19 protein-coding genes and 1 tRNA gene are annotated in these 20632 nt (G+C 73.4%); 7 read left to right on the top strand and 13 right to left on the bottom strand.

Going from position 1 to position 20632, the window contains the following annotated elements; all coding sequences use genetic code 11:
* The first annotated feature begins 53 nt into the window (after positions 1-53).
* The gene (locus J5X86_RS31695; RefSeq protein ID WP_208520126.1) at positions 54-1310 is read left to right on the top strand and encodes a nucleotide disphospho-sugar-binding domain-containing protein; all 1257 of its coding nucleotides are present in this window, start codon (positions 54-56) and stop codon (positions 1308-1310) included.
* Between the two features lie 83 nt (positions 1311-1393).
* Here J5X86_RS31695 and J5X86_RS31690 read toward each other — a convergent pair.
* From J5X86_RS31690 to J5X86_RS31660, 7 genes are all read right to left on the bottom strand, one after another.
* Positions 1394-1467 (bottom strand) — tRNA-Lys (locus tag J5X86_RS31690).
* A 56-nt stretch (positions 1468-1523) separates the two neighbouring features.
* Positions 1524-2165, bottom strand: coding sequence for a bifunctional DNA primase/polymerase (locus J5X86_RS31685; protein WP_208520125.1), 642 nt, complete (start codon positions 2163-2165; stop codon positions 1524-1526).
* 114 nt (positions 2166-2279) lie between these two features.
* Positions 2280-2645, bottom strand: a complete 366-nt coding sequence (locus tag J5X86_RS31680) for a hypothetical protein (protein WP_208520124.1) — start codon at positions 2643-2645, stop codon at positions 2280-2282.
* Between the two features lie 330 nt (positions 2646-2975).
* Entirely contained in the window at positions 2976-4358 is a 1383-nt protein-coding gene (locus J5X86_RS31675) for an AAA family ATPase (protein WP_237299894.1), read from the bottom strand.
* Positions 4358-6010, bottom strand: a complete 1653-nt coding sequence (locus J5X86_RS31670) for a hypothetical protein (protein ID WP_208520123.1) — start codon at positions 6008-6010, stop codon at positions 4358-4360. The genes J5X86_RS31675 and J5X86_RS31670 overlap by 1 nt, the downstream gene beginning before the upstream one ends.
* On the bottom strand, positions 6001-7401 hold the full coding sequence (locus tag J5X86_RS31665) for a hypothetical protein (protein WP_374229311.1): 1401 nt from the start codon (positions 7399-7401) through the stop codon (positions 6001-6003). Before J5X86_RS31665 ends, J5X86_RS31670 begins: the two co-directional genes overlap by 10 nt.
* Positions 7316-8368: a phosphatase PAP2 family protein gene (locus tag J5X86_RS31660; RefSeq protein ID WP_208520122.1), complete on the bottom strand. Its 1053-nt coding sequence runs from the start codon at positions 8366-8368 to the stop codon at positions 7316-7318. Before J5X86_RS31660 ends, J5X86_RS31665 begins: the two co-directional genes overlap by 86 nt.
* Before the next feature lie 310 nt (positions 8369-8678).
* On the opposite strand from J5X86_RS31660, the gene J5X86_RS31655 reads away from it, so the two are divergent.
* Positions 8679-9272: a histidine phosphatase family protein gene (locus J5X86_RS31655; protein ID WP_208520121.1), complete on the top strand. Its 594-nt coding sequence runs from the start codon at positions 8679-8681 to the stop codon at positions 9270-9272.
* 14 nt (positions 9273-9286) lie between these two features.
* Here J5X86_RS31655 and J5X86_RS31650 read toward each other — a convergent pair whose 3' ends face one another.
* Positions 9287-10765, bottom strand: coding sequence for a tetratricopeptide repeat protein (locus J5X86_RS31650; RefSeq protein WP_208520120.1), 1479 nt, complete (start codon positions 10763-10765; stop codon positions 9287-9289).
* Positions 10766-10952: 187 nt separating this feature from the next.
* Here J5X86_RS31650 and J5X86_RS31645 point away from each other — a divergent pair, with 187 nt between their 5' ends.
* Both J5X86_RS31645 and J5X86_RS31640 read left to right on the top strand, forming a co-directional pair.
* Positions 10953-11513, top strand: a complete 561-nt coding sequence (locus J5X86_RS31645; RefSeq protein WP_208520119.1) for a hypothetical protein — start codon at positions 10953-10955, stop codon at positions 11511-11513.
* A gap of 66 nt (positions 11514-11579) precedes the next feature.
* The gene (locus tag J5X86_RS31640) at positions 11580-12470 is read left to right on the top strand and encodes a spermidine synthase (RefSeq protein ID WP_208520118.1); all 891 of its coding nucleotides are present in this window, start codon (positions 11580-11582) and stop codon (positions 12468-12470) included.
* Positions 12471-12664: 194 nt separating this feature from the next.
* On the opposite strand, the gene J5X86_RS52580 is transcribed toward J5X86_RS31640, so the two are convergent.
* Positions 12665-12880, bottom strand: coding sequence for a hypothetical protein (locus tag J5X86_RS52580; protein ID WP_308124787.1), 216 nt, complete (start codon positions 12878-12880; stop codon positions 12665-12667).
* Between the two features lie 402 nt (positions 12881-13282).
* Here J5X86_RS52580 and J5X86_RS31630 point away from each other — a divergent pair, with 402 nt between their 5' ends.
* The 3 genes from J5X86_RS31630 to J5X86_RS31620 all read left to right on the top strand — a co-directional run bounded on the left by J5X86_RS31630 (position 13283) and on the right by J5X86_RS31620 (position 16581).
* Complete coding sequence (locus J5X86_RS31630) at positions 13283-13996, top strand: response regulator transcription factor (protein WP_208520116.1); 714 nt, start codon at positions 13283-13285, stop codon at positions 13994-13996.
* Entirely contained in the window at positions 13993-15387 is a 1395-nt protein-coding gene (locus J5X86_RS31625) for a HAMP domain-containing sensor histidine kinase (RefSeq protein ID WP_208520115.1), read from the top strand. Before J5X86_RS31630 ends, J5X86_RS31625 begins: the two co-directional genes overlap by 4 nt.
* Positions 15388-15525: 138 nt before the next feature.
* Positions 15526-16581: a chitinase gene (locus J5X86_RS31620; protein ID WP_208520114.1), complete on the top strand. Its 1056-nt coding sequence runs from the start codon at positions 15526-15528 to the stop codon at positions 16579-16581.
* A gap of 231 nt (positions 16582-16812) precedes the next feature.
* Here the strand turns inward: J5X86_RS31620 and J5X86_RS31615 are convergent, their stop codons facing one another.
* From J5X86_RS31615 to J5X86_RS31600, 4 genes are all read right to left on the bottom strand, one after another.
* On the bottom strand, positions 16813-17952 hold the full coding sequence (locus J5X86_RS31615) for an ABC transporter permease (protein ID WP_208520159.1): 1140 nt from the start codon (positions 17950-17952) through the stop codon (positions 16813-16815).
* 62 nt (positions 17953-18014) lie between these two features.
* Complete coding sequence (locus J5X86_RS31610) at positions 18015-18776, bottom strand: ABC transporter ATP-binding protein (RefSeq protein WP_208520158.1); 762 nt, start codon at positions 18774-18776, stop codon at positions 18015-18017.
* Between the two features lie 71 nt (positions 18777-18847).
* Positions 18848-19909 carry an efflux RND transporter periplasmic adaptor subunit gene (locus J5X86_RS31605; RefSeq protein WP_208520113.1) on the bottom strand — a complete coding sequence of 354 codons (1062 nt, stop codon included), beginning with the start codon at positions 19907-19909 and terminating at the stop codon, positions 18848-18850.
* Positions 19906-20454 carry a hypothetical protein gene (locus tag J5X86_RS31600; protein WP_208520112.1) on the bottom strand — a complete coding sequence of 183 codons (549 nt, stop codon included), beginning with the start codon at positions 20452-20454 and terminating at the stop codon, positions 19906-19908. Before J5X86_RS31600 ends, J5X86_RS31605 begins: the two co-directional genes overlap by 4 nt.
* Positions 20455-20632: the final 178 nt, after the last annotated feature.

The raw sequence follows: 20632 nt of genomic DNA, 5'->3' as shown, positions 1-20632 counted from the left end.
CCATCGGCCGGACGGGGCGGCCCGGCCGGCTCGACCTCTGCGGGAGGTGAACCGTGCGCGTCCTCTTCACGACCTGGGCTTCGGGCGCCCATCTCGTTCCCATGGTGCCGCTGGCGCGCGCCCTGCTCGGAGCCGGGCACCAGGTGCGGGTCGCGGTGCCGTCCGAGTGCGCGGCGGCCGTCGCCCGGACCGGCCTGGTGCCGGTGCAGATCGGTGCTCTGCCCGTGGCGGTGGTCAGGGCGCCGGACGCGACGCGGCGCCCGCGCGGCATCTGGCCGACGGACTGGCCGGTGCGGCCCGCCGCGCTCACTGCGGAGCAGCACGGCGTGCTGCGCGCGTTGGGCGATCGGCAGGTGCGGATCGCCGAGGCGATGGCCCAGGGCCTGGTGGCCTTCGCCCGCTGCTGGCAGCCGGAGCTGGTGGTCCATGACGCCGGCGCGTACGCGGGCACGGTGGCCGCGGGGGCGCTGGGGGTGCCCGCGATCGGCCAGCTATGGGGGAGTGCGGCCGTGCTGCGGCTGGACCGGCAGCGGCTCGAAGGCCCGCCGCTGCCCGGCTACGCCCGGCTGATGCGGCGTTACGGCGCCGACCCGGCGCGCGAGCCCGACCTGTGGCTCGACCCCTGCCCGCCGAGCCTCGCGCTGCCCTCGCGGGCGCGGCGGCTGCCAGTGCGCCTCGTTCCGCAGGACGGGTCGTCGCCGCATGAGGCGCTGTCGCCTTACGAGGCCCGCCGCGCCGGGCCGCACCCCGCGCGTCAGGTCGCGGCGCCGAACGGGCGGCGCGGGCCGGGCGGCCCGAGGCGCTCCGGGCCGGTGCGGGTGTGCGCGGCGTGGGACGACGCCAGTGGCCCGCCGGACGCCGTAAGGGCCGCACTGTCGGCCGCCGAGGCGCGGGGCGTGGAGGTCGTCCGGGTCGGCAGCGCCGCCGAGGGGCGGCCACCCGCCGGGCCGCTGCACCGGGTGCTGCCGGGCTGCCGGGCCCTGCTCCACCAGGGCGGGGGCGCGGCGGTGCTGGCCGCCGCCACGGCCGGGGTGCCACAGCTGGTCGTCGCGCCCCGCCTCGAGCAGCAGCTGAACGGGGCGCGGCTGGCCCGGGCGGGCGCCGGGATCTATCTCCCCGCCGACGCCCTCGACGGCACGCGGCACGGGGCGCGGGCGGCGGGCGGGCGGCTGGCCCTGGACCTGTTCACACTGCTGGAGCAGCCCTCGTACGCGGCGGCGGCGCACGCTCTGCGGCGGGAGGCGCTGGCGATGCCCGGCCCGGACAAGGCGGTCCTGGCGGTCACCCGGCTCACGGGCCCGGCGACGTGAGGGCCGTCGTACGTGGAGGGCCGCTCTCCGTGAGAGACCACGCGAAAGGCCCCTCACCGAAGTGAGGGGCCTTTCGCTGTCTGTGCGCCGCCAGGGACTCGAACCCCGGACCCGCTGATTAAGAGTCAGCTGCTCTAACCAACTGAGCTAGCGGCGCCTGCTGACGTAGGAGACCTTAGCACCCGGACGCCGGGGAGCGAAAATCGATAACTTTCAGCCCGGAAAGACGGCGGGTGCGCTGGTCACAGCCGTGCCGACAAGATCACAACCGGCGGCGCGGGCCGCCCTCACACAGGCCCACAGCAGCACCTCGGGACCGGGCAGCCAGGGCTTGCGGACATCGGGCGCGACCAGCCAGCGCGGCGACGGCACCGGGGTGCACTCCCGGGCGCCGGACTCATGGGTCCAGGTCTCCCGGGCGTCGCGCTCCAGGGGCGCCGCCTCCGGCGGATCGGGGTCCGGCGGGAACAGTGGCGGCACGGTCACCGCGTCGCCCCGCCCGTAGCAGAGCAGTGGGGGAGCGGTCGCGCCCCACTCCTCCCAGCCGAGCAGCGCCGGCAGCCGCTGGGCGGTGCCCGGGGTGGCGAAGAGCATGACGCGGCCGCCCCGGGCCGCGACCGGCCCGGTGCCGGGGCCGTCGGTCCATAACCGGCCCACCACCCGGCGGCCGAAGAGCGCGTCCATGCTGATGACGTCGAACGCCGTACCGCACGGCAGCGTCACCGCGGCGGTCGGGGCTCCGGCCCACAGGGCCTGCACACCGCGCGGCGAGGCGCTGGCCGAGGCGAGCCAGTCCGCGCCCGCCGGGGTGACATAGGCGGCGGTGTGCAGTGCGTCCTGCGGCGTTCTGGTCATGTTTCCACCTTTACCGTCGGCGATGACGGTGTAGAGAGATGCGGCGAAACCGGGACATCGGGTGTCGGCATCGGGTATCTTCCGCCCGCATATGCCCCAGGCTCACGCCCGCCGTCAGTCCGGCAACTCGCCGCTCCGCATCAGCTCACGGCCGAACTCGACCATCTTCTTGGCGTAGTCCTCGGTCCACTCGGCACGCTCGGCGATCACGGCGGGGGTCAGCCGATCGAACCGCCTCGGGTCGGCGAGCTGGGCGGCCGCCATCGCCTGGAACTCCATGGCCCGGTCCGTCGCCGCGCGGAACGCCAGCACCAGCTCCGTCGAGCGGGACAGCAGCTCACGCGGGTCCTCGATCGACTCCAGGTCGAAGAAGTGCGCCTCGTCCGAGGCGGCGGCGGCCGGTTCGAAGAGCAGGGGCGCTGGTTTCAGCCGCCGGGGCGCGGAGCCGTGCCGGCCTTGAGCCGCATCCGGCTCGGGCATGTGATCTCTCCTCCTGGGTCGTGAGGCACCTACGGTTCGCGGTGGTCCTGTTGTCTCCATTGTCGCGCGTAGGGCAAGGGCGCCCCTGCCGTACGCCGCAGACCTGGGGTCTCTCCCCACCCCGCCGCCCCCTGAACCATGGCCGGACCGTCGCCCCTGGTGACGCACCGTACGGCCGCCGGTGGCGCATCGCCCTTACGGCCGCCGCCGACACGCCGCTACGACCGCCGCCGACACGCCGTTACGGCCTTACGGCTGCCACCGACACAGCCTTACGGCCGCCGCCGCCCACACGCCCTCACGCCAGCCATGGCCGCCGCCAACGCGCCCTTACGGCCGCCATGTCACGCGGTGCTCGGCCAGATGCGCCAGCACGGCGTGGTTGGCCTCCCAGCCGTCCGGGAACTTCACCGTGACGCCCAGTTGCACCGGCTCCGTGGACGGATGTTCGTCCAGCAGCTCGGCCACCCCCGCCCGGCACACCACCACACACGCCTGCCGGTGCCGCGACGCCAGCACGCACAGCCGGCCCGTCTCCAGATGGAAGGCCGTGGCGTCCGGCCGCCCCGACAGCGGGTGCAGAACGACCGTGACCTCGAACTCACGCCCTTGGAGTCGATTGGCGGTGTCGACGGTGACGCCGGAGACCCCGAGCCCCGTCAGCGCCGCCCGGACCGCCGCCGCCTGGTCCCGGTGGGCCGTGCCCACCGCGATCCGGTCCGCCGCGACCGGCAGCGGTTCGTCGGACCGCTCGCTGACCGCCACCGCGCCCCGGTCCAGCAGCCGCCGCACCACCTGGGCCACGGCCGCCACCGCCTCCGGGTCGGTGCGCGGGGTGCGCCGGGCGGGCAGCTCCAGCAGGCCCCAGCCGGACGCGGCGGCCTCGTCCAGCACCCGGTCCGGCCCCGAGCCGTCGGAGGCCACCCCGAAGCTCAGCCGCCGCTCGCCGTGGCCGGTGCCGCTGCGGAAGGGCGTGTACGGATAGAACGCGTCCGAGACCAGCGGCGCGGCCGAGGCCGGCAGCCGCCAGGACACCGGCAGCCGGTGCTGCGGAAGCCGCGGATTGTGCGCGAGCAGGGTGGTGACCGCGCTCGCCGACGGGTCGTACGAAAGCCCGGCCCACTGGTCGGCGCCCACCACGCTGAACGGGTCCAGCTGCCCCGGGTCGCCCACGAACAGCGCCCGCTCGAACAGCCCGGCGACCGCCAGCAGCGCGTCGGAGCGCATCTGGTACGCCTCGTCCACGATCGCGTGCCGCCATGGCTCGACGTTCTTGATGTGCGCCCACTTGGCGGCCGTGGAGACGACGATGTCGAGCCCGGCGAGGTCGGCGATCTTCGCGGAGGCGCGGACCGACGCATGACCGTCGAGCACCGGGTCGTACGGATGCGGATCGCTGCTGTGCAGCCGCCCCACCGGCAGGTCGGGGTCCGCCGTGGCCAGCCGGTCCACCAGGTCGTCCACCTGGGCGTTGGTCTGCGCGACCACCATCAGCGGCCGCCCGGCGGCGGCCAGCTCCCGCGCCGCCCGCACCACGAGTGTCGACTTGCCCGCACCGGGCGGGGAGTCCACGACGACGCCGCGGTCCGCTCCGTGCAGCGTGTCCCGCAGGATCGCCTCGGTCGCGCGCGCCGCCGCGGCCGACGGGTCGAACGGCTCGCCCGCTCGGGCACGGCCCGGGTGGGCCGCGGCGGCGGCCGGGTCCGCGCCGATCACAGATAGTCCTCCTCGGTCATCGGGTCGGGCTCGGGGCCCTGGGCCGGCGCGGCGGCGTCCGGCGGGCCGCCATGGGTCCACGGAGTGCTCTCCGCGTCGGGCAGCTCCGGGCCGCCGCGCGGGGCGTGCTCGAACAGCGTCCAGCACACCCGGTCGCCCTTCTCGGGCACCGAACCCGGCTCCGGCTGCTTGCCCCGGCCCATCCCGCCGGTCAGCCGCACCACCAGCGCGCGGGCCGGGTCCTCCGCGGCGCCCGCCCCGTCGACTCCGCCGGCCTCGTCGGCTCCATCAGCCTCGTCGGTGTCCGCGAAACCGGCGAACTCCCCGCTCTGCGCCTTGCCGTCGGCCATGACCCGGTGCAGCTTGACCCGCTCGGCCAGATGCGGACGGTCCTCGGTGCGGACCGTGACCAGCGGGCGCGGGCGTGGCACCTTCGCGTCCGACCAGGCCATCTCCACATCGATCACCTCGCCCGCGAACGCCTCACCGGCCAGCCGCCGCCCCGCCATGACCAGCGGATCGTCCAGCGCCTCATGGGCGTCCAGCTGGGCCTGCGCGGTCTCGCGCGCGGCGAGCTTCTGCGCCGCCGTCACCGCGTCGTCCCGCTTGGGCTGCGGCGGCTCCCCGGCCCGGACCCGGTCCCGGTGGCCGGTGTAGGACCAGCGGTCCCGCTTCCAGCGGTCCGCCACCCGCGCGCCCTCCGGGAGGGCACGCAGCAGATCCACCCCGCGCCACAGCGCGTCCCAGGTGGGCCGTAGCTGAGACTCGATCAGCCCGCGCAGCTCCGCCTCGGCGAGCCGCAGCCGCGCCTCGCCCCCGGCGATGCCCTGGGACGTCTCGGTACGCGCCGCGTCGTAGCGGGACATCGCCGGTGCCAGCAGCTTGTTGTCGAAGGCGGGGTCGGTGGCCGGTCCGGCGGGCGGGCAGCGCAACTGGCCGTCCTCGTCCCGCTCCGACTCCGCCCGCAGCGCCGCCTCCGCCCCTGGCACGCCCTCCGGGGGGTCGATCCAGGCCAGCAGCGAGCCCAGGTGCTGATCCTCCAGGTTGCTCTGCCCGGTCGCCCAGTGACGGCTCAGCAGCTCGGTGAGCGACAGCAGCAAAGACGAGCCGGGCACCCGCGACCGCTCCCCGTAGTGGGTCAGCCAGCGGCCGAGCAGCGGCACCCGCGCAGGCGCCGGGAAGGGCGTCTCCGGGTCCTGCTCGGCGGTCCGCCGGAACCGCATCGACCGGCCCAGCAGCCGGACGAACGCCACGCCCGCGGCACTCGGCACCAGGAGCTGCGGCGCGTCCTCGCACAGCTCGACCTGGACCGGCACCTTCTTACCGGTCTCCGGATCGGTCTCCTTGCGCTCCTCCAGCTCGACCTGGTCCGCGTACGAGTCCAGATACGGCTGGATCTCCTCCGCGAGCGCGGCGAGGAACGCGAACCGCAGGTCGCGGTCGCGCGGTTGGGCCACGATCAGCAGCCGCGGCGCGTCCCGGTCGCTGCCCACCAGAGCCCCGAGCGGCGCCCCCGCCTCACCGGCGGTGGTGAGCGGGACGAACGCCAGCGGACGCTCCGACAGATGGCGGTGGCGCACGGTGGTCAGGGGCTGGGCCCGCCCCTCCCGGACCGCTTCCATCCGGGCCAGGGTGGTGATCAGCGACATGCCACCGCCTCGGGGCGGGATGCGAGCGCCTCGGCGCGCAGGGCCGCCGCGCGGCGCAGGGCGTCCACGGTGGGGTCGCCGGTGGGGGCGTCGTCGGCGGGGTGTTCCATGGCGGCCGTAAGGACGGCGTCCATGGTGGTGAGCCCGCCCAGCTCGCCCCGGACGCCACGGCCCAGCGCCTCGACCCGGCCCGCCGCGCGGGACCGCGTCCGGCAGTGGGCGGCCAGCTCGCACGTGGACAGGCACTCCGGGGCGTACGCCGCGTCCACCGCCTCGACGGCGGCCGTCAGCTCCTCGACCGGCCGGGTCGGGGTCCGGCCGTCGTCGGTGAGCCGGAGGTCGAAGGTGGTGCCCTCGGGGAGGGCGGCGGCGATCTCCTCGATCCGGGTCAGCCGGTCCAGCTGCCGCCGGGTGACCGCGAGCTGCTTGCGCACGTCGACCATTTCGGCGGTCGGCAGGTTGGAGAAGTCCTTGGGGCAGACGAGCAGCACGTGATGCCGCACCCGGGCCCGCAAAGCGGCCTCCGGCGGGGTCACCGGGCCCTCCCGCGCCGCCGTTCCGGCCGGGTCCGCCGAGGCTGCCGCCTCCGCCGGGGCCACCGGACCTGCCGTTTCAGCTGCCCCGGCCGCCTCAGCCGTCTTCGCCGCGCTCGCCGTCTCCACGTGCACCGCGTCCGCCGTGTCGCCCCCGTCCTCCGGCGGTCGGCCGATCATCGACGCCACCCGCTCCAGCGCCAGGGTGTAGACCGCCGACTGGCGGGCGGCCGCGCCCACCTTGGCCGGGTCGGCGGCGCCGTCCACCATGGGGAAGGACTTGATCTCGACGACCGTCCACGACCCGTCGGGGTGGACCACGACCGCGTCCGGCTCCAGGAAGGCGGGCGAGCCCGCGACGTCCAGGCTCACCATCGGATGGTCCAGCAGCGCCCAGCGCCCCGCCTCCGTGGCCTCGCGCAGCGCGAGCGCCGTACGGGCCGTGCGGCCCTGCGGCCCGGGCGCGGTCAGATCGGGGGTCGCGACGGCGCCGGGACCAGGCGCCTCCGAGCCGTCACGCAGCCGCTCATGCAGCAGCCGCACCAGATCCGCGCCGCCGTCCGCCTTGACCCGGGCCTCGAAGGAGTTGCCGCGCTGATGCGCGAACTGCGACTGGCCGAAGTTCGCGGGAGCCCCCAGCGCCGTCGCCAGCGCGCCCTTGTCGACCCCGGCCCCGTCCAGCAGCGCGCGGCGGCGGCAGCCCGGGTTGGCGGCCAGCGCCGCCAGCGCGCGGGCGTCCATCGGATGCGGAACGGTGGCCGGGCCGCGCAGCTCAGCGAGCCGCTGCCGCAGCCTCGTCACCTGCCGCGGGGGCCGGGCCGCCCGCAGTGGCTTCCCGGCCGCCTCCGGCACTGGCACCGGCTCCCCGGCCGCTGGTACCGGCACCGGCTCCCCGGCCGCCGTCATCCGCGGCACCGTCGGTGCGTTGCCTGTCCGCGCCCCTGCCCTGCTGTCGGGGGATCCGTTCCCGTTCACGCGCCGAAGTCTCGCACTTGTCACCGACATTCGCGGGCACACCCGCGTTTCGGGAGGCGGTGACGGTCTCGCGGGCCGGACGCAGGCGGGTGCGCAGCGACTCCGTGAGCCGCAGCGCGGGGACCGTCAGCAGCGCCCCGAGCCCCATGGCGGCGGCGCCGGCGGCAGCGTCCAGGAAGTAATGGTTTGCGGTGCCCATCACCACGAGCGTGATCGCCAGCGGATAGCCGACCGCGCCGATCTTGGTCCACGTCGAGCGTCCGTGCCGCCACAGGGCGACCCCGCACCACAGCGCCCATCCCACGTGGAGGCTGGGCATCGCCGCGTACTGGTTGGTCAGCCCGCCCAGTCCACGCGGTGCGCTGGCGTCCCCGCCCCACCAGCCGTACGACCTGTACTGCGCCATGGTGTCGACGAAGCCGTGGCTCCCCTCCAGAAGCCGCGGCGGGCAGGTCGGCAGCAGCGTGAAGCCGATGAGCCCGATGATCGTGGAGACCAGCAGCCAGGTGCGCAGAAAGCGGTAGTCCGACGCCTTACGGCGCTTCCACATCCACATCAGGATCGCGGGGGTCAGGACGTAGTGCAGCGAGGCGTAGGCGAAGTCCGCCGGTATGCCTATCACCGCGTGGGCCGTGAACAGATCGTTCAGCGGCGACTCGAAGTCGATGTTCAGACGCTGTTCGAAATGGAGGATCGCCAGGCCATGATCGACGGCGCTGGACACATCGCCGCGGGCCAGCAGCCGACCGGCCGAGTAGGCGGCGTACACCACCGCTATGAGCGGCAGTTCGGTCCACCAACGGGGCCGACTGCCCTGTGCTGCTCCGGCACGGGGCACCGTATGGGGCATTCGGACGCTCTCCAAAGTTCGGGCGGCCACAAGAAGGCGCGCGGTCAACCGTACGGTGTAGGCGAAGCGACCAACGCACCGCCCCCGTCCGCGAGCGGCGCCCACTGTCGGAATCCCCCTGGCGGACCCGCGCGCAGACTGGAAGACGCCAGGAGTGACCCGGAGGTTGCCTGCCGATCACATGCGCGATGATGGAGGGATGGCGATCGGCCATGTGCCGGTCCCGAAGAGTGCATGAAACCGCAGGCAGCGGCGTGTAATGGCGCACGGCGCCGCAGCGGTGCGAAACCGGTGAAAGAAGGCAGTACCCATGCCCCCACGCATCCTCCTGGCCCGGCACGGACAGACGCGGTGGTCGCTCTCCGGGAAGCACACCGGCCGTACGGACATCCCGCTGCTGGACGAGGGGCGGCGCGGTGCCAAGCTGCTCGGCGAGCGGCTGCACCACGGCCCCTGGGCGGGCCTTCCGGACGTCGAGGTGCGCACCAGCCCGCTGTCGCGGGCGAAGAAGACCTGTGAGCTGGCGGGCTTCGGCGACCGGGCGCGGGAGTGGGACGCGCTCCTGGAGTGGGACTACGGCGCGTACGAGGGAATGACCCCCGCCGAGATCAAGGCCACCCGGCCCGACTGGCTCATCTGGCGCGACGGGGTGCCCGAGGGCGAGTCGATCGCCTCGATCGCGGCGCGGGCCGACGAGGTCGTGGAGTGGGCGCGCTCGGCCGACCGCGATGTGCTGGTCTTCGCACACGGCCACATCCTGCGGACGCTGGGCGCCCGTTGGCTCGGTCATGACGCCTCCTTCGCCGCCCGTATCCGGCTCGATCCGACGTCCCTGTCGGTGCTCGGCTGGGCCTACGGCGAACCCGCCATCGAGCGCTGGAACGACACCGGCCATCTCGACTGAGAGCCGAACCGGCGTCAGACCGGACAGGCGCGGCCGGCCGCCTCAGGGCGGGTGACGGTCGCTTCAGGGCGGGTGACGGTCGCCTCGGGACGGGTGACGGCCGCCTCATGGCGGTCGAGGAAGTCCGCGACCGCCTCATCGCGACCGTAAGGACGCAGTATCCGGGCCGTGTCGTCGAGCATCCGGCGGATCCGCGACGACTTCACCTGGTCCAGCAGGCCCAGGGCCCGGCCGGCCGCGGCGGCGGCCGCGTCCGGCGCGCCCCCGGCCACCAGATCGCTCGCCAACTCCGTGGTGAACAGCGCGATATTGCGCGTGAAGTGCGGGTTCTGGAGGGCGACCGCGCGCCGGGCGTGCTCCGCGGCGCGCTTCCAGTCGCCGAGCGCCGACCAGCACTGCGCCTCCAGCCCCTCCAGTTCGGCCTCCCCGAAGAAGCTCATCCACTCGGGGTCGGCGTCGCAGGGCCCGCGCCCGAACTGTGTCCGGGCGCGCAGCAGTGCCCGCTCACAGCCGCCCCGGTCGGGCAGCCAGGCGAGCCCCCCGGCCTCGCGCAGCGCGAGCAGCGACAGCAGCCGTGGCGAGGCGAGCCGCTCGGCGACCCGCTGGGCCGCCTGCGCCGCCCGTACGGCCTCGCGGGGGCGCCCGGCGTCGCGGGCGAGGAAAGCGGTGTTGCAGAACGCGTGCGTCTCCAGGGCGGCGTCGCCGGAGACCCGCGCGGTGGCCAGGGCCTCGGCGTAGTGGGACCGCGCGTCGGACAGCCGCCCGGAGTCATGGGCCAGCCAGCCCACCGAGATGGCCAGTTCACCGGCGCCCGCGAAGAGCCGCTCGGCGATCGAGCGGCTGTAGCCGCCCGCGTCGAGCAGCGCGTAGGCGGCGCTCAGCGGCTTGGCGGTGTGCGCATAGAGGGGATCGGCGCCGTGCTGGTCGTCCAGCACCCGGATCCGCCGTACGGCCTCCTCCACGGCGGCGGCCTCGGCCTCTCCTACCCGCCGCCCTGTCCGCCGGGGCGGCGTCCCGGCCCGGGGCGCGGCGGCCACGGCGGCGGCCGCCGCCCCACCGGCCATGAACGAGCGCCGTAGCAGTTCGCTCTCCTCGAAGATGTCGACGGTCCCCTTGCCCTGGGGCTCGGAAGGCCCGGGGCGCGGGCCGGGGACGGATACGTGGACCGATGCGGGGACGGTCACGGGTACGGGAGGGCCCGCGGGGCCGCGGGCCTGGTGGCCGCGCACCGACTCACGGGAGGCGAAGCCGAGATCCGTAAGGGTGCGGCCGGGGAACATATGGCGGAAGACCCGCTCGTAGGCGTAGTTGGGGCAGCGGATCGCCCCCGACTCGACACGGCCGATATAGCGGGCGTCGCAGGAGACCTGCTCGCCGATCTCGAGGGCAGCGCGGCGCACGGACGCCGCGAACTCTGAGGGCGAGAGCTGTCCGCGCAGTCGGCGGAACGCGGTGTTCGGCCGAGGAGGCGGGGGCTCCGGAAGCGGCGTCATGCTGTGCCTCTCCCTTGGTGATGCCAGGTGGGCGGGGGAGAACCGTACCGGCTGCGAAATCTCCGACACTCGGAGATTTCCGGCAAACGTTACATTTCTCCCATGATCTGCCATGAACTGCCATCCTTTACGGCGGCATTCGGCCGTAGCCGTTGACACCGCCGCGCGTTGAATCAGGTGCGACCCGATGAAGAGGGAGGCCGGAGTGGACATCAGCCGCTCGCGGACGACTGCCCAGCACCCCCAGCGCCAGGACTGCGATCTCGTCACCGTGCCCGCCCGCCAGGGGCTGGAGGCGGTGGACATCCTGCGTCGTGCGTGCGACGGCCTTGGTCCCGTCCTGCATGACAACGCCTGCGACACCCTCGGCTTCCTGGTGCCGCCCGGAACGGCGGACGGCTGGGATCTGCCGGGCTCGGCGTGCACCCAGACATCCGGGCGTGGAATCCGGATAAATATCGGCTCCGGCACCGGCACCCCCGCCGAAGCCGGAGACACCCAATCCGCAGAGACCCGAGCCGGGGACATCCCGTCCGGAGACACCGAATCCGGAGCGGCCGACTCCGGAGACACCGAAGCCGGAGACACCGACTCCGGAGCGGCCGGGGACGACGCGCCGCCCGGCATCGGCACCGGCTGGCTGGTGTCGCCCGACGCGGCGTACACGGTCGCCACCGACCCCGCCGAGCTCCGGGCGGCGCTCGGCGAGGCGGCCCGCACGATCGAGGCCGTCGACCGCTGCCAGTGAGGCGGTGACCATCCGCCCCTTCCTGCCGGCGACCGGCTGTCAGTGGTCCGCCGCATACTGGGACACATGGCGAAAGGCACGAACAAGCGAGCCGCGCGCGGGCGCGGAGCGGCGCGGGGACGCAGCCCCGAGCCGGTCACCGCATCCGTCGACGGGGGGCTCGCCGAGCTCGTGCCGGACCGGGACCGGCCACGCGGCTGGACGCTGCTGCTCGACGGCAAGCCGCAGTCGCATGTGGATCTCGACGACCCCGCGTATCTCGACTTCGAGTACCAGCGCAGATTCGGCCATGTCGCCGATCTCGTCGCCCCTCCCGGCCGTCCGCTGCACGCGGTCCATCTGGGCGGCGGCGCCTTCACGCTCGCCCGCTATATAGCGGCGACCCGCCCCCGCTCCACCCAGCAGATCATCGAGATCGACGCCCCGCTCGTCCAGTTCGTCCGCAGTGAGCTGCCGCTGGACCCCGGTGACCGGATACGGGTGCGCGGCGCCGACGCCCGGGCCGGGCTCGCCAAGGTGCCCGACGGCTGGGCGGATCTGATCATCGCGGATGTCTTCAGCGGGGCCCGTACGCCCGCCCATCTCACCAGTGTGGAGTTCCTGGCCGAGGTGCGGCGTGCCCTGCGCCCGGACGGGTGGTACGCCGCGAATCTCGCCGACGGTCCGCCGCTGGCCCATCTGAAGGCCCAGATCGCCACCGCCCGCGCCGCGTTCAGCCAGGTGTGTCTGACCGCCGACCCCGCCCTGCTGCGCGGCCGCCGCTTCGGCAATGCCGTGCTGCTGGCCGCCGACCGTGACCTTCCGCTGGCCGAGCTCACCCGCCGGGCCGCCGGAGATCCGCACCCCGCCCGGGTCGAACACGGGCCCGGGCTCGCGGACTTCACCGGTGGCGCGGCCCCGGTCACCGACGCGACCGCCGCCCCCTCCCCGGCCCCGCCGCCCGCCGTCTTCACCTGACCGGAGACCAGCACGGCCTCAGTAGATCGGCGGAAGTCGGCTGCGGTGCGAAAGGCGCCCTGAAGGGGCGCGGGGCTGTGTCGATGTGCGGATCCGCCGCGGCTGTGTCGATGTGCGGCTCCGCCGCGTGGGCGACCGGCCACGACGCCGCCGCGGACGATCGACGGCAGGTCAGGGCACTTCCAGCGAAGCGCTCAGTGCTCGTCGATACGGACCTGCGGCGGGCCGTCATGCCAGGTGCAGAAGATCGTGGTGGTGTCGGCCCCGGAGACGAAGTCCACCCGGATCCACTCGCTCTGCTTCCACACCTGCATCTGCCAGCCGCCGTCCGGTGTGGCCGAGACCAGATCCGCCGACGCCGCCCGGATGTCGAAGACCGCCCGGCCGCCCTTGGCCGGATAGCTGCGCACCTCGCCGCTCTCCTCCGGCCGCGCCGTTTCCCGCCGGGTCGGCGCCTGCGTCGGCTTCCGGGTGCGCCCGGCAGAACCGGACCCCTTGTCCTTATCTCCATCGGCCCCCGCATCCGCCCCGGAACGTGAAGGCGAGGACGGGGAAGAGGGTGAAGTCGCCGAGGACGACGGCGGTTTGGGCCGGTGTGTCGAGGAGGACCAGGCCCCGGTCGCTGAACGGGAGCCGTCCGCGATCGGAAGTGCGCGCGGTGGATCGTAGGCCGTCCCGGTCAGCACGGTCCGCACGCCGTACCACGACAGCGTGACCGCGGCGCCGGTCGCGAGGACCCACGCCAGACATTGGACCAGACCTCTTCGCATCTTCCCCATCTTGCCTCACCCGAATGGCGTACGGTGCCGCTCATGGCAAGTGTGCTCGTGGTCGAGGACGACCAGTTCGTACGCTCAGCCCTCATACGGCAGTTGACCGAGGCGTCCCATACCGTGCGCAGCGTCGGCACCGCCCTGGAGGCGTTGCGCGAGGTGGCACAGATCGGATTCGACGTCGTCATCCTTGACCTCGGCCTGCCCGATCTGGACGGGGCGGAGGCGCTCAAGATGCTGCGCGGCATCACCGATGTGCCGGTCATCGTGGCCACCGCCCGTGACGACGAGGGCGAGATCGTCCGGCTGCTCAACGACGGCGCCGACGACTACCTGGTCAAGCCGTTCTCCGTGGCGCATCTCTCCGCCCGGATGACCGCCGTGCTGCGCCGCGTCCGCGGCGGCGGGGCGGGCGAGCCGGGCGGTGCGGCGGCGCCCCCGGCGGTGCTCCGGGTCGGCGGTCTTGCCGTCGATCCGCTGCGCCGCCAGGCCCAGTTGGACGGGGTGACGCTCGATCTGACCCGGCGGGAGTTCGATCTGCTGGCCTATCTCGCCGGGCGGCCCGGCGTCGTGGTGCCGCGCAGGGAGCTCCTCGCCGAGGTCTGGCGGCAGGCGTACGGGGACGACCAGACGATAGACGTCCATCTGTCCTGGCTGCGCCGCAAGCTGGGCGAGACGGCCGCCCGGCCGCGCTATCTCCATACGCTGCGCGGGGTCGGCGTCAAACTGGAGCCCCCGGCGGAGCCCACGTGAGATGGGCCCTGGTCAAGGTCTGCCTGGCGGTCACCGCGATGGTGGTGGTCGCCTTCGCCGTACCGCTCGGCCTCGTCGTCAAGGAGCTGGCCCGGGACCGTGCGTTCGCCGACGCCGAGCGGCAGGCCGCCACCATCGGCCCGGCGCTCGCCATCACCACCGAGCGGGCGCGGCTGCAGCGCGCGGTCGCCAGCACCCAGGCGGGCGGGGACGGCCGGATGGCGGTGCATGTCCCCGATGAGCCGGGCGAGCAGGGTAGCGGCTACGACCTCGGCAAGAGCCGTGCCGCCAAGGGCGAGCTGGCCACCGCGCGGCGGCTGGGCCGCGCCTCGGTGTCCGCGGCGCCCGGGGGCTACGCACTGCTCCAGCCGACCGCGCTGAGCAGTGGTCAGGTCGCGGTCGTGGAGGTGTATGTCCCGCGTGGGGTGGTCACCAGCGGGGTGACGACGTCCTGGCTGGTGCTGGCGGGCGTCGGCCTCGCGTTGATCGTCGGCGCGGTCGCCACCGCCGACCGGCTCGGCACCCGGCTGGTGCGTCCGGCCGGGCGGCTCGCCGAAGCCGCCCACGACCTGGGCCATGGCGAGCTCGGGGTGCGGGTCCCGGAGGACGGCCCGGCCGAACTCCGGGCGGCCGCCGCCGCGTTCAACTCCATGGCCGACCAGGTGGTCCAGCTCCTGGCCGGTGAGCGCGAGCTGGCCGCCGACCTCTCCCACCGGCTCCGTACGCCGCTCACCGTGCTGCGCCTGAACGCCGCTTCGCTGGGCGAGGGACCGGCGGCCGACCAGACCCGGGCCGCCGTCGCCCAGTTGGAGGGCGAGGTCGACCAGATCATCCGCACCGCGCGCCAGCAGAAGACGCACACCCCTTCCGGCTGTGACGCCTCCGAGGTGATCCGGGACCGGATGGAGTTCTGGTCCGCGCTCGCCGAGGACGAGGACCGTACGGTGCGGCTGGCCGGGGTCGACCGGACCGTGCGGGTGCCGGTGGCCCGCCCCGAACTCGGCGCCGCGCTGGACGCCCTGCTCGGCAATGTCTTCCGGCACACGCCCGAGGGGACGGCGCTCGCGGTCGACGTCCACAACGGCGAGGACAGTGTGATCATCCTGGTCTCCGACGCGGGCCCCGGCATCGCCGACCCGGACGCGGCGCTCCGCCGTGGCCATGGCGACGGCGGCCCCGGCTCGACCGGCCTCGGCCTGGACATCGTGCGCCGGGTCGCGGAGTCCACGGGTGGCGATCTGCGGATCGGGCGGTCGGTGCTGGGCGGCACCGAGGTACGGGTGTGGCTCTCGCTGAACGGCGGCGGCCCGGCGGACCCGGGGCAGCGGCGGCGCGGCCGTAAGCGGAAGACCCGGGGCCGCACCCGGCCCAAGGAGCCCGCGGAGCATTAATCGCCGCCGATGGGTTCCTTAAGGCAGCCATAAGATCCATGGCCGGTGCACGGATCCTGCCGTTTGTCCGACTTCCCCTCGCTAGCGTGGCGCCCGCACCATCACCCCCCACATCCGCACAGCGAAGGCAGGGACCTGATGAGCAGCACGCACCGTCGCAAGGCGAGCCGGACCACCAAAGCGATCGGCGCGACCGTCGCCGCCGTCGTGGCCGGCGGCACGGCGTTCGCGCTCAGCGGGGCGGCGAACGCGGGCACCGTCTCCGAGAAGCCCGCCGCCTCCGAGAAGGCCGCCGCGGCGGCGAGCGGTGGCTTCGCCCCGTACATCGACACCTCGCTCTACCCCGCCTACGACATGGTGGGCACCGCCGAGAAGACCGGCGTCAAGCAGTTCAACCTCGCCTTCATCACCTCCGGTGGCGGCTGTACCCCCAAGTGGGGCGGCGTCACCGAGGTCGGCGACGACGCCGTGGCCAAGCAGACCGAGCAACTGCGGGCGGCCGGCGGCGACGTCCGGGTCTCCTTCGGCGGCGCCTCCGGCTCCGAGCTGGGCCTGGCCTGCACCTCGGCGGACGAGCTCGCCGCCGCCTACGGCAAGGTCGTGGACACCCTCAAGCTCACCAAGGTCGACTTCGACATCGAGGGCAGCGCGCTTCCGAACAAGGAGGCCAACACCCGCCGCGCCCAGGCCATCGCCAAGCTGCAGCAGCAAAACCCCGACCTGGACGTCTCCTTCACCCTGCCGGTGCTCCCGACCGGCCTCACCCAGGACGGTGTCGACCTCGTCGCCGACGCCAAGAAGAACGGGGTGAAGGTCTCCGCCGTCAACATCATGGCGATGGACTACGGACCCTCCTTCGGCGACGACATGGGCCAGTACGCCATCGACGCCGCCACGGCGACCCAGGGCCAGATCAAGGGCGCCCTCGAGCTGAGCGACGACGAGGCGTGGAAGGCCGTCGCGGTCACCCCGATGATCGGCGTCAACGACGTCAAGAACGAGATATTCAAGGTCGACGACGCCTCCCAGCTCGTGGAGTTCGCCAAGTCCAAGGGGCTGGCCTGGCTGTCGATGTGGTCCGCGACCCGCGACAAGCAGTGCCCCAGCCCGCAGGACACCGCGTCGCCGACCTGCAGCTCGATCGACCAGGAAGAGTTCGCCTTCACCAAGGCGTTCGGCGCCTACAACGGCTGAACGGCTGACGTCGGCTGACACCGGGGCGGCCCCGCACCGCCTGTCAGCCGCATAAGCCGCGGGGCCTGTCAGCCCCAAGGGCCCCACCATCACCACCCCCCACGGCACCCCCCACACGGCGGGGCGCGGACGGAATCCCCCACCCGCCGCGCCCCGCCGTTTCCGTCGCCTTGAGGGTTGTCGTCACATGTCACGCCCACATCCGGCTTCGCTGTGGCGGGGCCGCCTGGATCAGGTCGCGTGGAGAGCGAGGGTGGGGGACAGATGGGAGGCGCGGACCGCTGGGTAGAGGCCCGCGAGGGTGCCGATGGCGAGGGTGGCGCCGAAGCCGCCGCCGATCGTCCACGGCGGGATCACCCAGGGAACGCCGCTGCTGACCGTGTAGATGCCGGTGGCGGCGGCGCCCAGGAAGATGCCGGCGAGACCACCGAGTCCGGACAGCAGCAGCGACTCGGTGACGAACTGGCCTCGGATCTGACCTCGGGTCGCGCCGATGGAGCGGCGCAGGCCGATCTCGTAGCGGCGCTCCAGCACTGAGATGATCATGGTGTTGGCGACGCCGACCCCGCCGACCAGGAGGGCCACTCCGCCGAGCCCGAGCAGCAGATTGCTGAAGGCGCCCTCGGTGGCGGCCTTGGCCTGAAGCCCGGATGACGGGTCGGTGACCTCGACATTGCGGGGCGTCTGGGGGTCGACCGTTCGCGGGATCAGGCCGTGGACCGCTTCCACACTGTCGTCGGCGGAGCGTTCGTAGAGCGTGGTCGGCCGGCCGTCGAAGCCGAGTCGCGTCTGTCCGACCTCCCAGCCGACCAGGGCGGAGCGGGCGATCTCGGGGGCCAACGGCAGTTCGTCGAGGATGCCGAGGACGGTGAAGTACTCGTCGTCGATGTAGACCCGCTGGCCGGGCTCGGTAATGCCGAGGCGCCGAGCCGCGACGTCGCCGAGCACCACCGAGGGGTACTTGCCGGTGGCCGCGTTGAGCCAGGTGCCGCTGCGCATGCTGCCCCGCAGGGTGGTCAGCAGGTCCTCGGTGGCACTCTGGACCGAGATACCGCCGGTGATCATGTCGTCGATCTTCTCCGACCGGCGGACGGCGTGATCCAGCAGGCCGGTGGCGCCGACGTGCTCGACGCCGTCGATCCGGGCCACCCTGCCTGCCGCGTCCTTGGCCATCGGCACCTTCTTCTGGGTGGCCAGATCCGTGCCGGGGGTGACGACCAGCATGTTCGTGCCGAGTTTGTCGAGTTCCCGCAGGAGTTCCTCCTTGCTGGAGGCGGAGATGCCCACCACCGAGATCATCGTCGCGATACCGATGGCGATACCGAGGGCGGACAGCACGACGCGCATCGGGCGGTTGCGCATCCCGGCCATCCCGGTGTGCAGGGTGTCCAGCGGTGTCAGACGGGCCGGTTTGAGCACCGACCGCCGCCGCCTCACCGGGCCTCGCCCGGTACGTGGCCGGGGGTACGCGCGTGCCCCTGACCGTGGGCGGTGTCCTCGACGATGCTGCCATCGCGGATCCGCACCTGCCGGGGCAGCTCGCCGGCGATCTCGGTGTCGTGGGTGATGACCGCGATGGTCGCGCCCTCCTTGTTGAGTTCGTGGATGAGTTCCACGACGGCCTCGCCGGAGGCGGAGTCCAGCGCACCGGTCGGCTCGTCGGCGAGGAGCAGATCGGGCTCGCCCACGACCGCACGGGCGATGGCGACGCGCTGCTTCTGACCGCCGGACAGCTCATGCGGCCGGTGGTTCATCCGGTCGCCGAGGCCGACCCGTTCCAGGGCCTCGACCGCGCGCCTGCGGCGTTCGGCGCGCGGCAGACCGGAGTAGAGCAGGCCCTCGGCGACGTTGGCCCGCGCGCTCATGCCCGGTACGAGGTGGAACGCCTGGAAGACGAAGCCGATGTGCTGGGCGCGCAGCGCGGACAGGCTGCGGTCGCTGAGCCCGGCCGCGTCATGGCCCGCGATGGTGACCGAACCGGCCGTGGGCTGGTCGAGGGTGCCCACGATGTGCAGCAGGGTCGACTTGCCCGACCCCGACGGGCCGACGATGGCCACCAGTTCGCCCCGGCCGATGGTCAGATCCACACCGCGCAGGGCCACGACCCCGCCCGGGTATTCCTTGGTCACACCCGTCAGCCGCACCACGGGTCCGGTCCGAGCGGCACCGTCGGCGGTCATGTCGGTGGCGGTCATGTCGGTGGCGGGCATGGCGTCGGCGGTCGCGCCAGGGACGTGGATGTCAGGGACTGGGAGGTCAGGGGCGGTCATGTCGTGGGCACCCCGACGCGCATACCGTCCCGCAGTCCGGCGCCGGAGACCTCGACCCGGCCTTGAGCGAACATGCCGAGCCTCACCTTGACCTCCCGTGCCTTGCCGCCCGCGACGACCTGGACGCCGAACGAGCCGTCCTCCAGAGCGAGCAGAGCGCTGACCGGAACGCTGAGCACGTCCTTGCGGATCCGGCCGGTGAACTTGACGGTGGCGGGGGACTTGTCGACGCCCTCCACCGCGCCGGGATCGTCGAAGGTGACAGTGACGCCGACCTTCGGGGTCTTGTCGTTCGGGTCGTCCCCCGTCGTGGCGACCTCGCCCACGGAGGAGACCGTCCCGTCGGCGACGGTTCCGTCGGGCAACTCCACCCGCACCTTGTGGTCCGGCTTGGCCAGCGCGGCCTCGGAGACCTTGACCTCAAGGCGCACGACTCGGTCGGAACCGGTGGTGGTCATGATCTTCTGGCCCGGCGCCGCCACGTCGCCGGCCGACACGTTCACGCTCTGCACCCGCAGCGGGCCGGACGCGAAGGCGATCTGGTCGGATCCGATCCGGCCGGTCTCCTTCAGCCCGTGGTCCTCCTGCCAGCGCTCGACGGCCGCGGTCGTGCCCGCCGTGAACTCGTCGTCGGCGACGAGGCCGCCGCCGTACCCGAGCTCGATGAGATTCTCCTTCAGCTGCTTGACGTCGGCGCCCGTGTCGCCGTCCTTCAGCGTCCGGTACATCGGCTCGCTTCCGTACATCAGGCGTACGTCCTTGCCGTCGAGGGCGTACAGACGGCCGTCCCGCTTGACGGTGGAGCCGCTGCGGGTCACCCAGGTGAGGGTGCCGGACGCCCCGGCGTTCAGCTTGCGTTCCTGGGCGTAGCCGAGCGTGCCATCGACGCTGGTGCTGCTGGTCAGGTCGCCGCGCTCGACGGGTTCTGTCGCCGCGGGCAGCCGGGACCGCTGCGGCCCGGATTCGTCCTTCTGCGGCTGGGCCAGTCCCGTCACGGCGACGCCGCCGATGACGGCCGCGACCGCCACCAGCGGGACGACCACGGCTGCCCGCCTCATGCCGCACACTCGTTGAGGGCCTTGAGGAACTTGTCGGGGTCGGCTCCCTTCGGGATCCGGAAGCCGGTGTTGCCCCCGTCGGGGCCGGGCTTCGGGTCGGGCATGTCGAAGCCCTTGCCCCGCACGCACTCGGCGATCTTGACCTGCTGGTCGAGCGAGCCCTGCTGGTCGGCGGCGCCGCCGGAGCCGCCCCCGGCCATGCCGGAACCGCAGTCCTCAAGCGCCTTGGACCACTTGTCCGCGGATACGCCCTCCGGCTGCCCCAGCGTCGCCGAGCGCGGGTCCTCGCCCGGCTTGAGGTCGGGAACGTCGATGCCCTTGTCCCGCAGGCACGTGCGCAGCTTCTGGGCCTTGTCGAAAGCGGCCGAGTCCGAGTCCGAGCCCGAGCCGCCCGAGTCGCCGGACCCGCCCGAAGCGGCGGAATTCTCGGACGAGGCCGAATCCTTGGACCCGCCGGAGTCGGACGAGCCGGAGCAGCCGGTCACGAACAGGGCCAGACCGGCCGCAGTGGCCGCCAGGGTCAGGGTGAGCCTGTGGTTCCTCATGGTTCTCTCTCCTCGCGAACGAGCCGCCGCACCGTGCTGCGCACCGTGCGGCGACCGCGTGGTTGCGGACGGATCAGAGAGTGATCGATGGAGCTGTTTCGTTTCTCTTACAGACGCACGGGCCTCTTACAGACGCGCGGGTCTCTTACCGACGCACGGGCGCCCCGCCCGGCGCCGC

The organism is Streptomyces sp. NEAU-YJ-81, from assembly GCF_017592595.1.
In the GTDB taxonomy this organism is placed as follows: domain Bacteria; phylum Actinomycetota; class Actinomycetes; order Streptomycetales; family Streptomycetaceae; genus Streptomyces; species Streptomyces hygroscopicus_B.
This window is presented reverse-complemented; position numbering and strand designations above follow the sequence as displayed.

What these genes read in the sequence shown, in the direction of transcription:
- J5X86_RS31685 (WP_208520125.1), bottom strand. Translation starts at nt 2,165, where the DNA reads ATGACCAGAACGCCGCAGGACGCACTGCACACCGCCGCCTATGTCACC.
- J5X86_RS31680 (WP_208520124.1), bottom strand. Translation starts at nt 2,645, where the DNA reads ATGCCCGAGCCGGATGCGGCTCAAGGCCGGCACGGCTCCGCGCCCCGG.
- J5X86_RS31670 (WP_208520123.1), bottom strand. Translation starts at nt 6,010, where the DNA reads ATGTCGCTGATCACCACCCTGGCCCGGATGGAAGCGGTCCGGGAGGGG.
- J5X86_RS31660 (WP_208520122.1), bottom strand. Translation starts at nt 8,368, where the DNA reads ATGCCCCATACGGTGCCCCGTGCCGGAGCAGCACAGGGCAGTCGGCCC.
- J5X86_RS31655 (WP_208520121.1), top strand. Translation starts at nt 8,679, where the DNA reads ATGCCCCCACGCATCCTCCTGGCCCGGCACGGACAGACGCGGTGGTCG.
- J5X86_RS31650 (WP_208520120.1), bottom strand. Translation starts at nt 10,765, where the DNA reads ATGACGCCGCTTCCGGAGCCCCCGCCTCCTCGGCCGAACACCGCGTTC.
- J5X86_RS31645 (WP_208520119.1), top strand. Translation starts at nt 10,953, where the DNA reads ATGAAGAGGGAGGCCGGAGTGGACATCAGCCGCTCGCGGACGACTGCC.
- J5X86_RS31640 (WP_208520118.1), top strand. Translation starts at nt 11,580, where the DNA reads ATGGCGAAAGGCACGAACAAGCGAGCCGCGCGCGGGCGCGGAGCGGCG.
- J5X86_RS31630 (WP_208520116.1), top strand. Translation starts at nt 13,283, where the DNA reads ATGGCAAGTGTGCTCGTGGTCGAGGACGACCAGTTCGTACGCTCAGCC.
- J5X86_RS31620 (WP_208520114.1), top strand. Translation starts at nt 15,526, where the DNA reads ATGAGCAGCACGCACCGTCGCAAGGCGAGCCGGACCACCAAAGCGATC.
- J5X86_RS31615 (WP_208520159.1), bottom strand. Translation starts at nt 17,952, where the DNA reads ATGGCCGGGATGCGCAACCGCCCGATGCGCGTCGTGCTGTCCGCCCTC.
- J5X86_RS31610 (WP_208520158.1), bottom strand. Translation starts at nt 18,776, where the DNA reads ATGACCGCCACCGACATGACCGCCGACGGTGCCGCTCGGACCGGACCC.
- J5X86_RS31605 (WP_208520113.1), bottom strand. Translation starts at nt 19,909, where the DNA reads ATGAGGCGGGCAGCCGTGGTCGTCCCGCTGGTGGCGGTCGCGGCCGTC.
- J5X86_RS31600 (WP_208520112.1), bottom strand. Translation starts at nt 20,454, where the DNA reads ATGAGGAACCACAGGCTCACCCTGACCCTGGCGGCCACTGCGGCCGGT.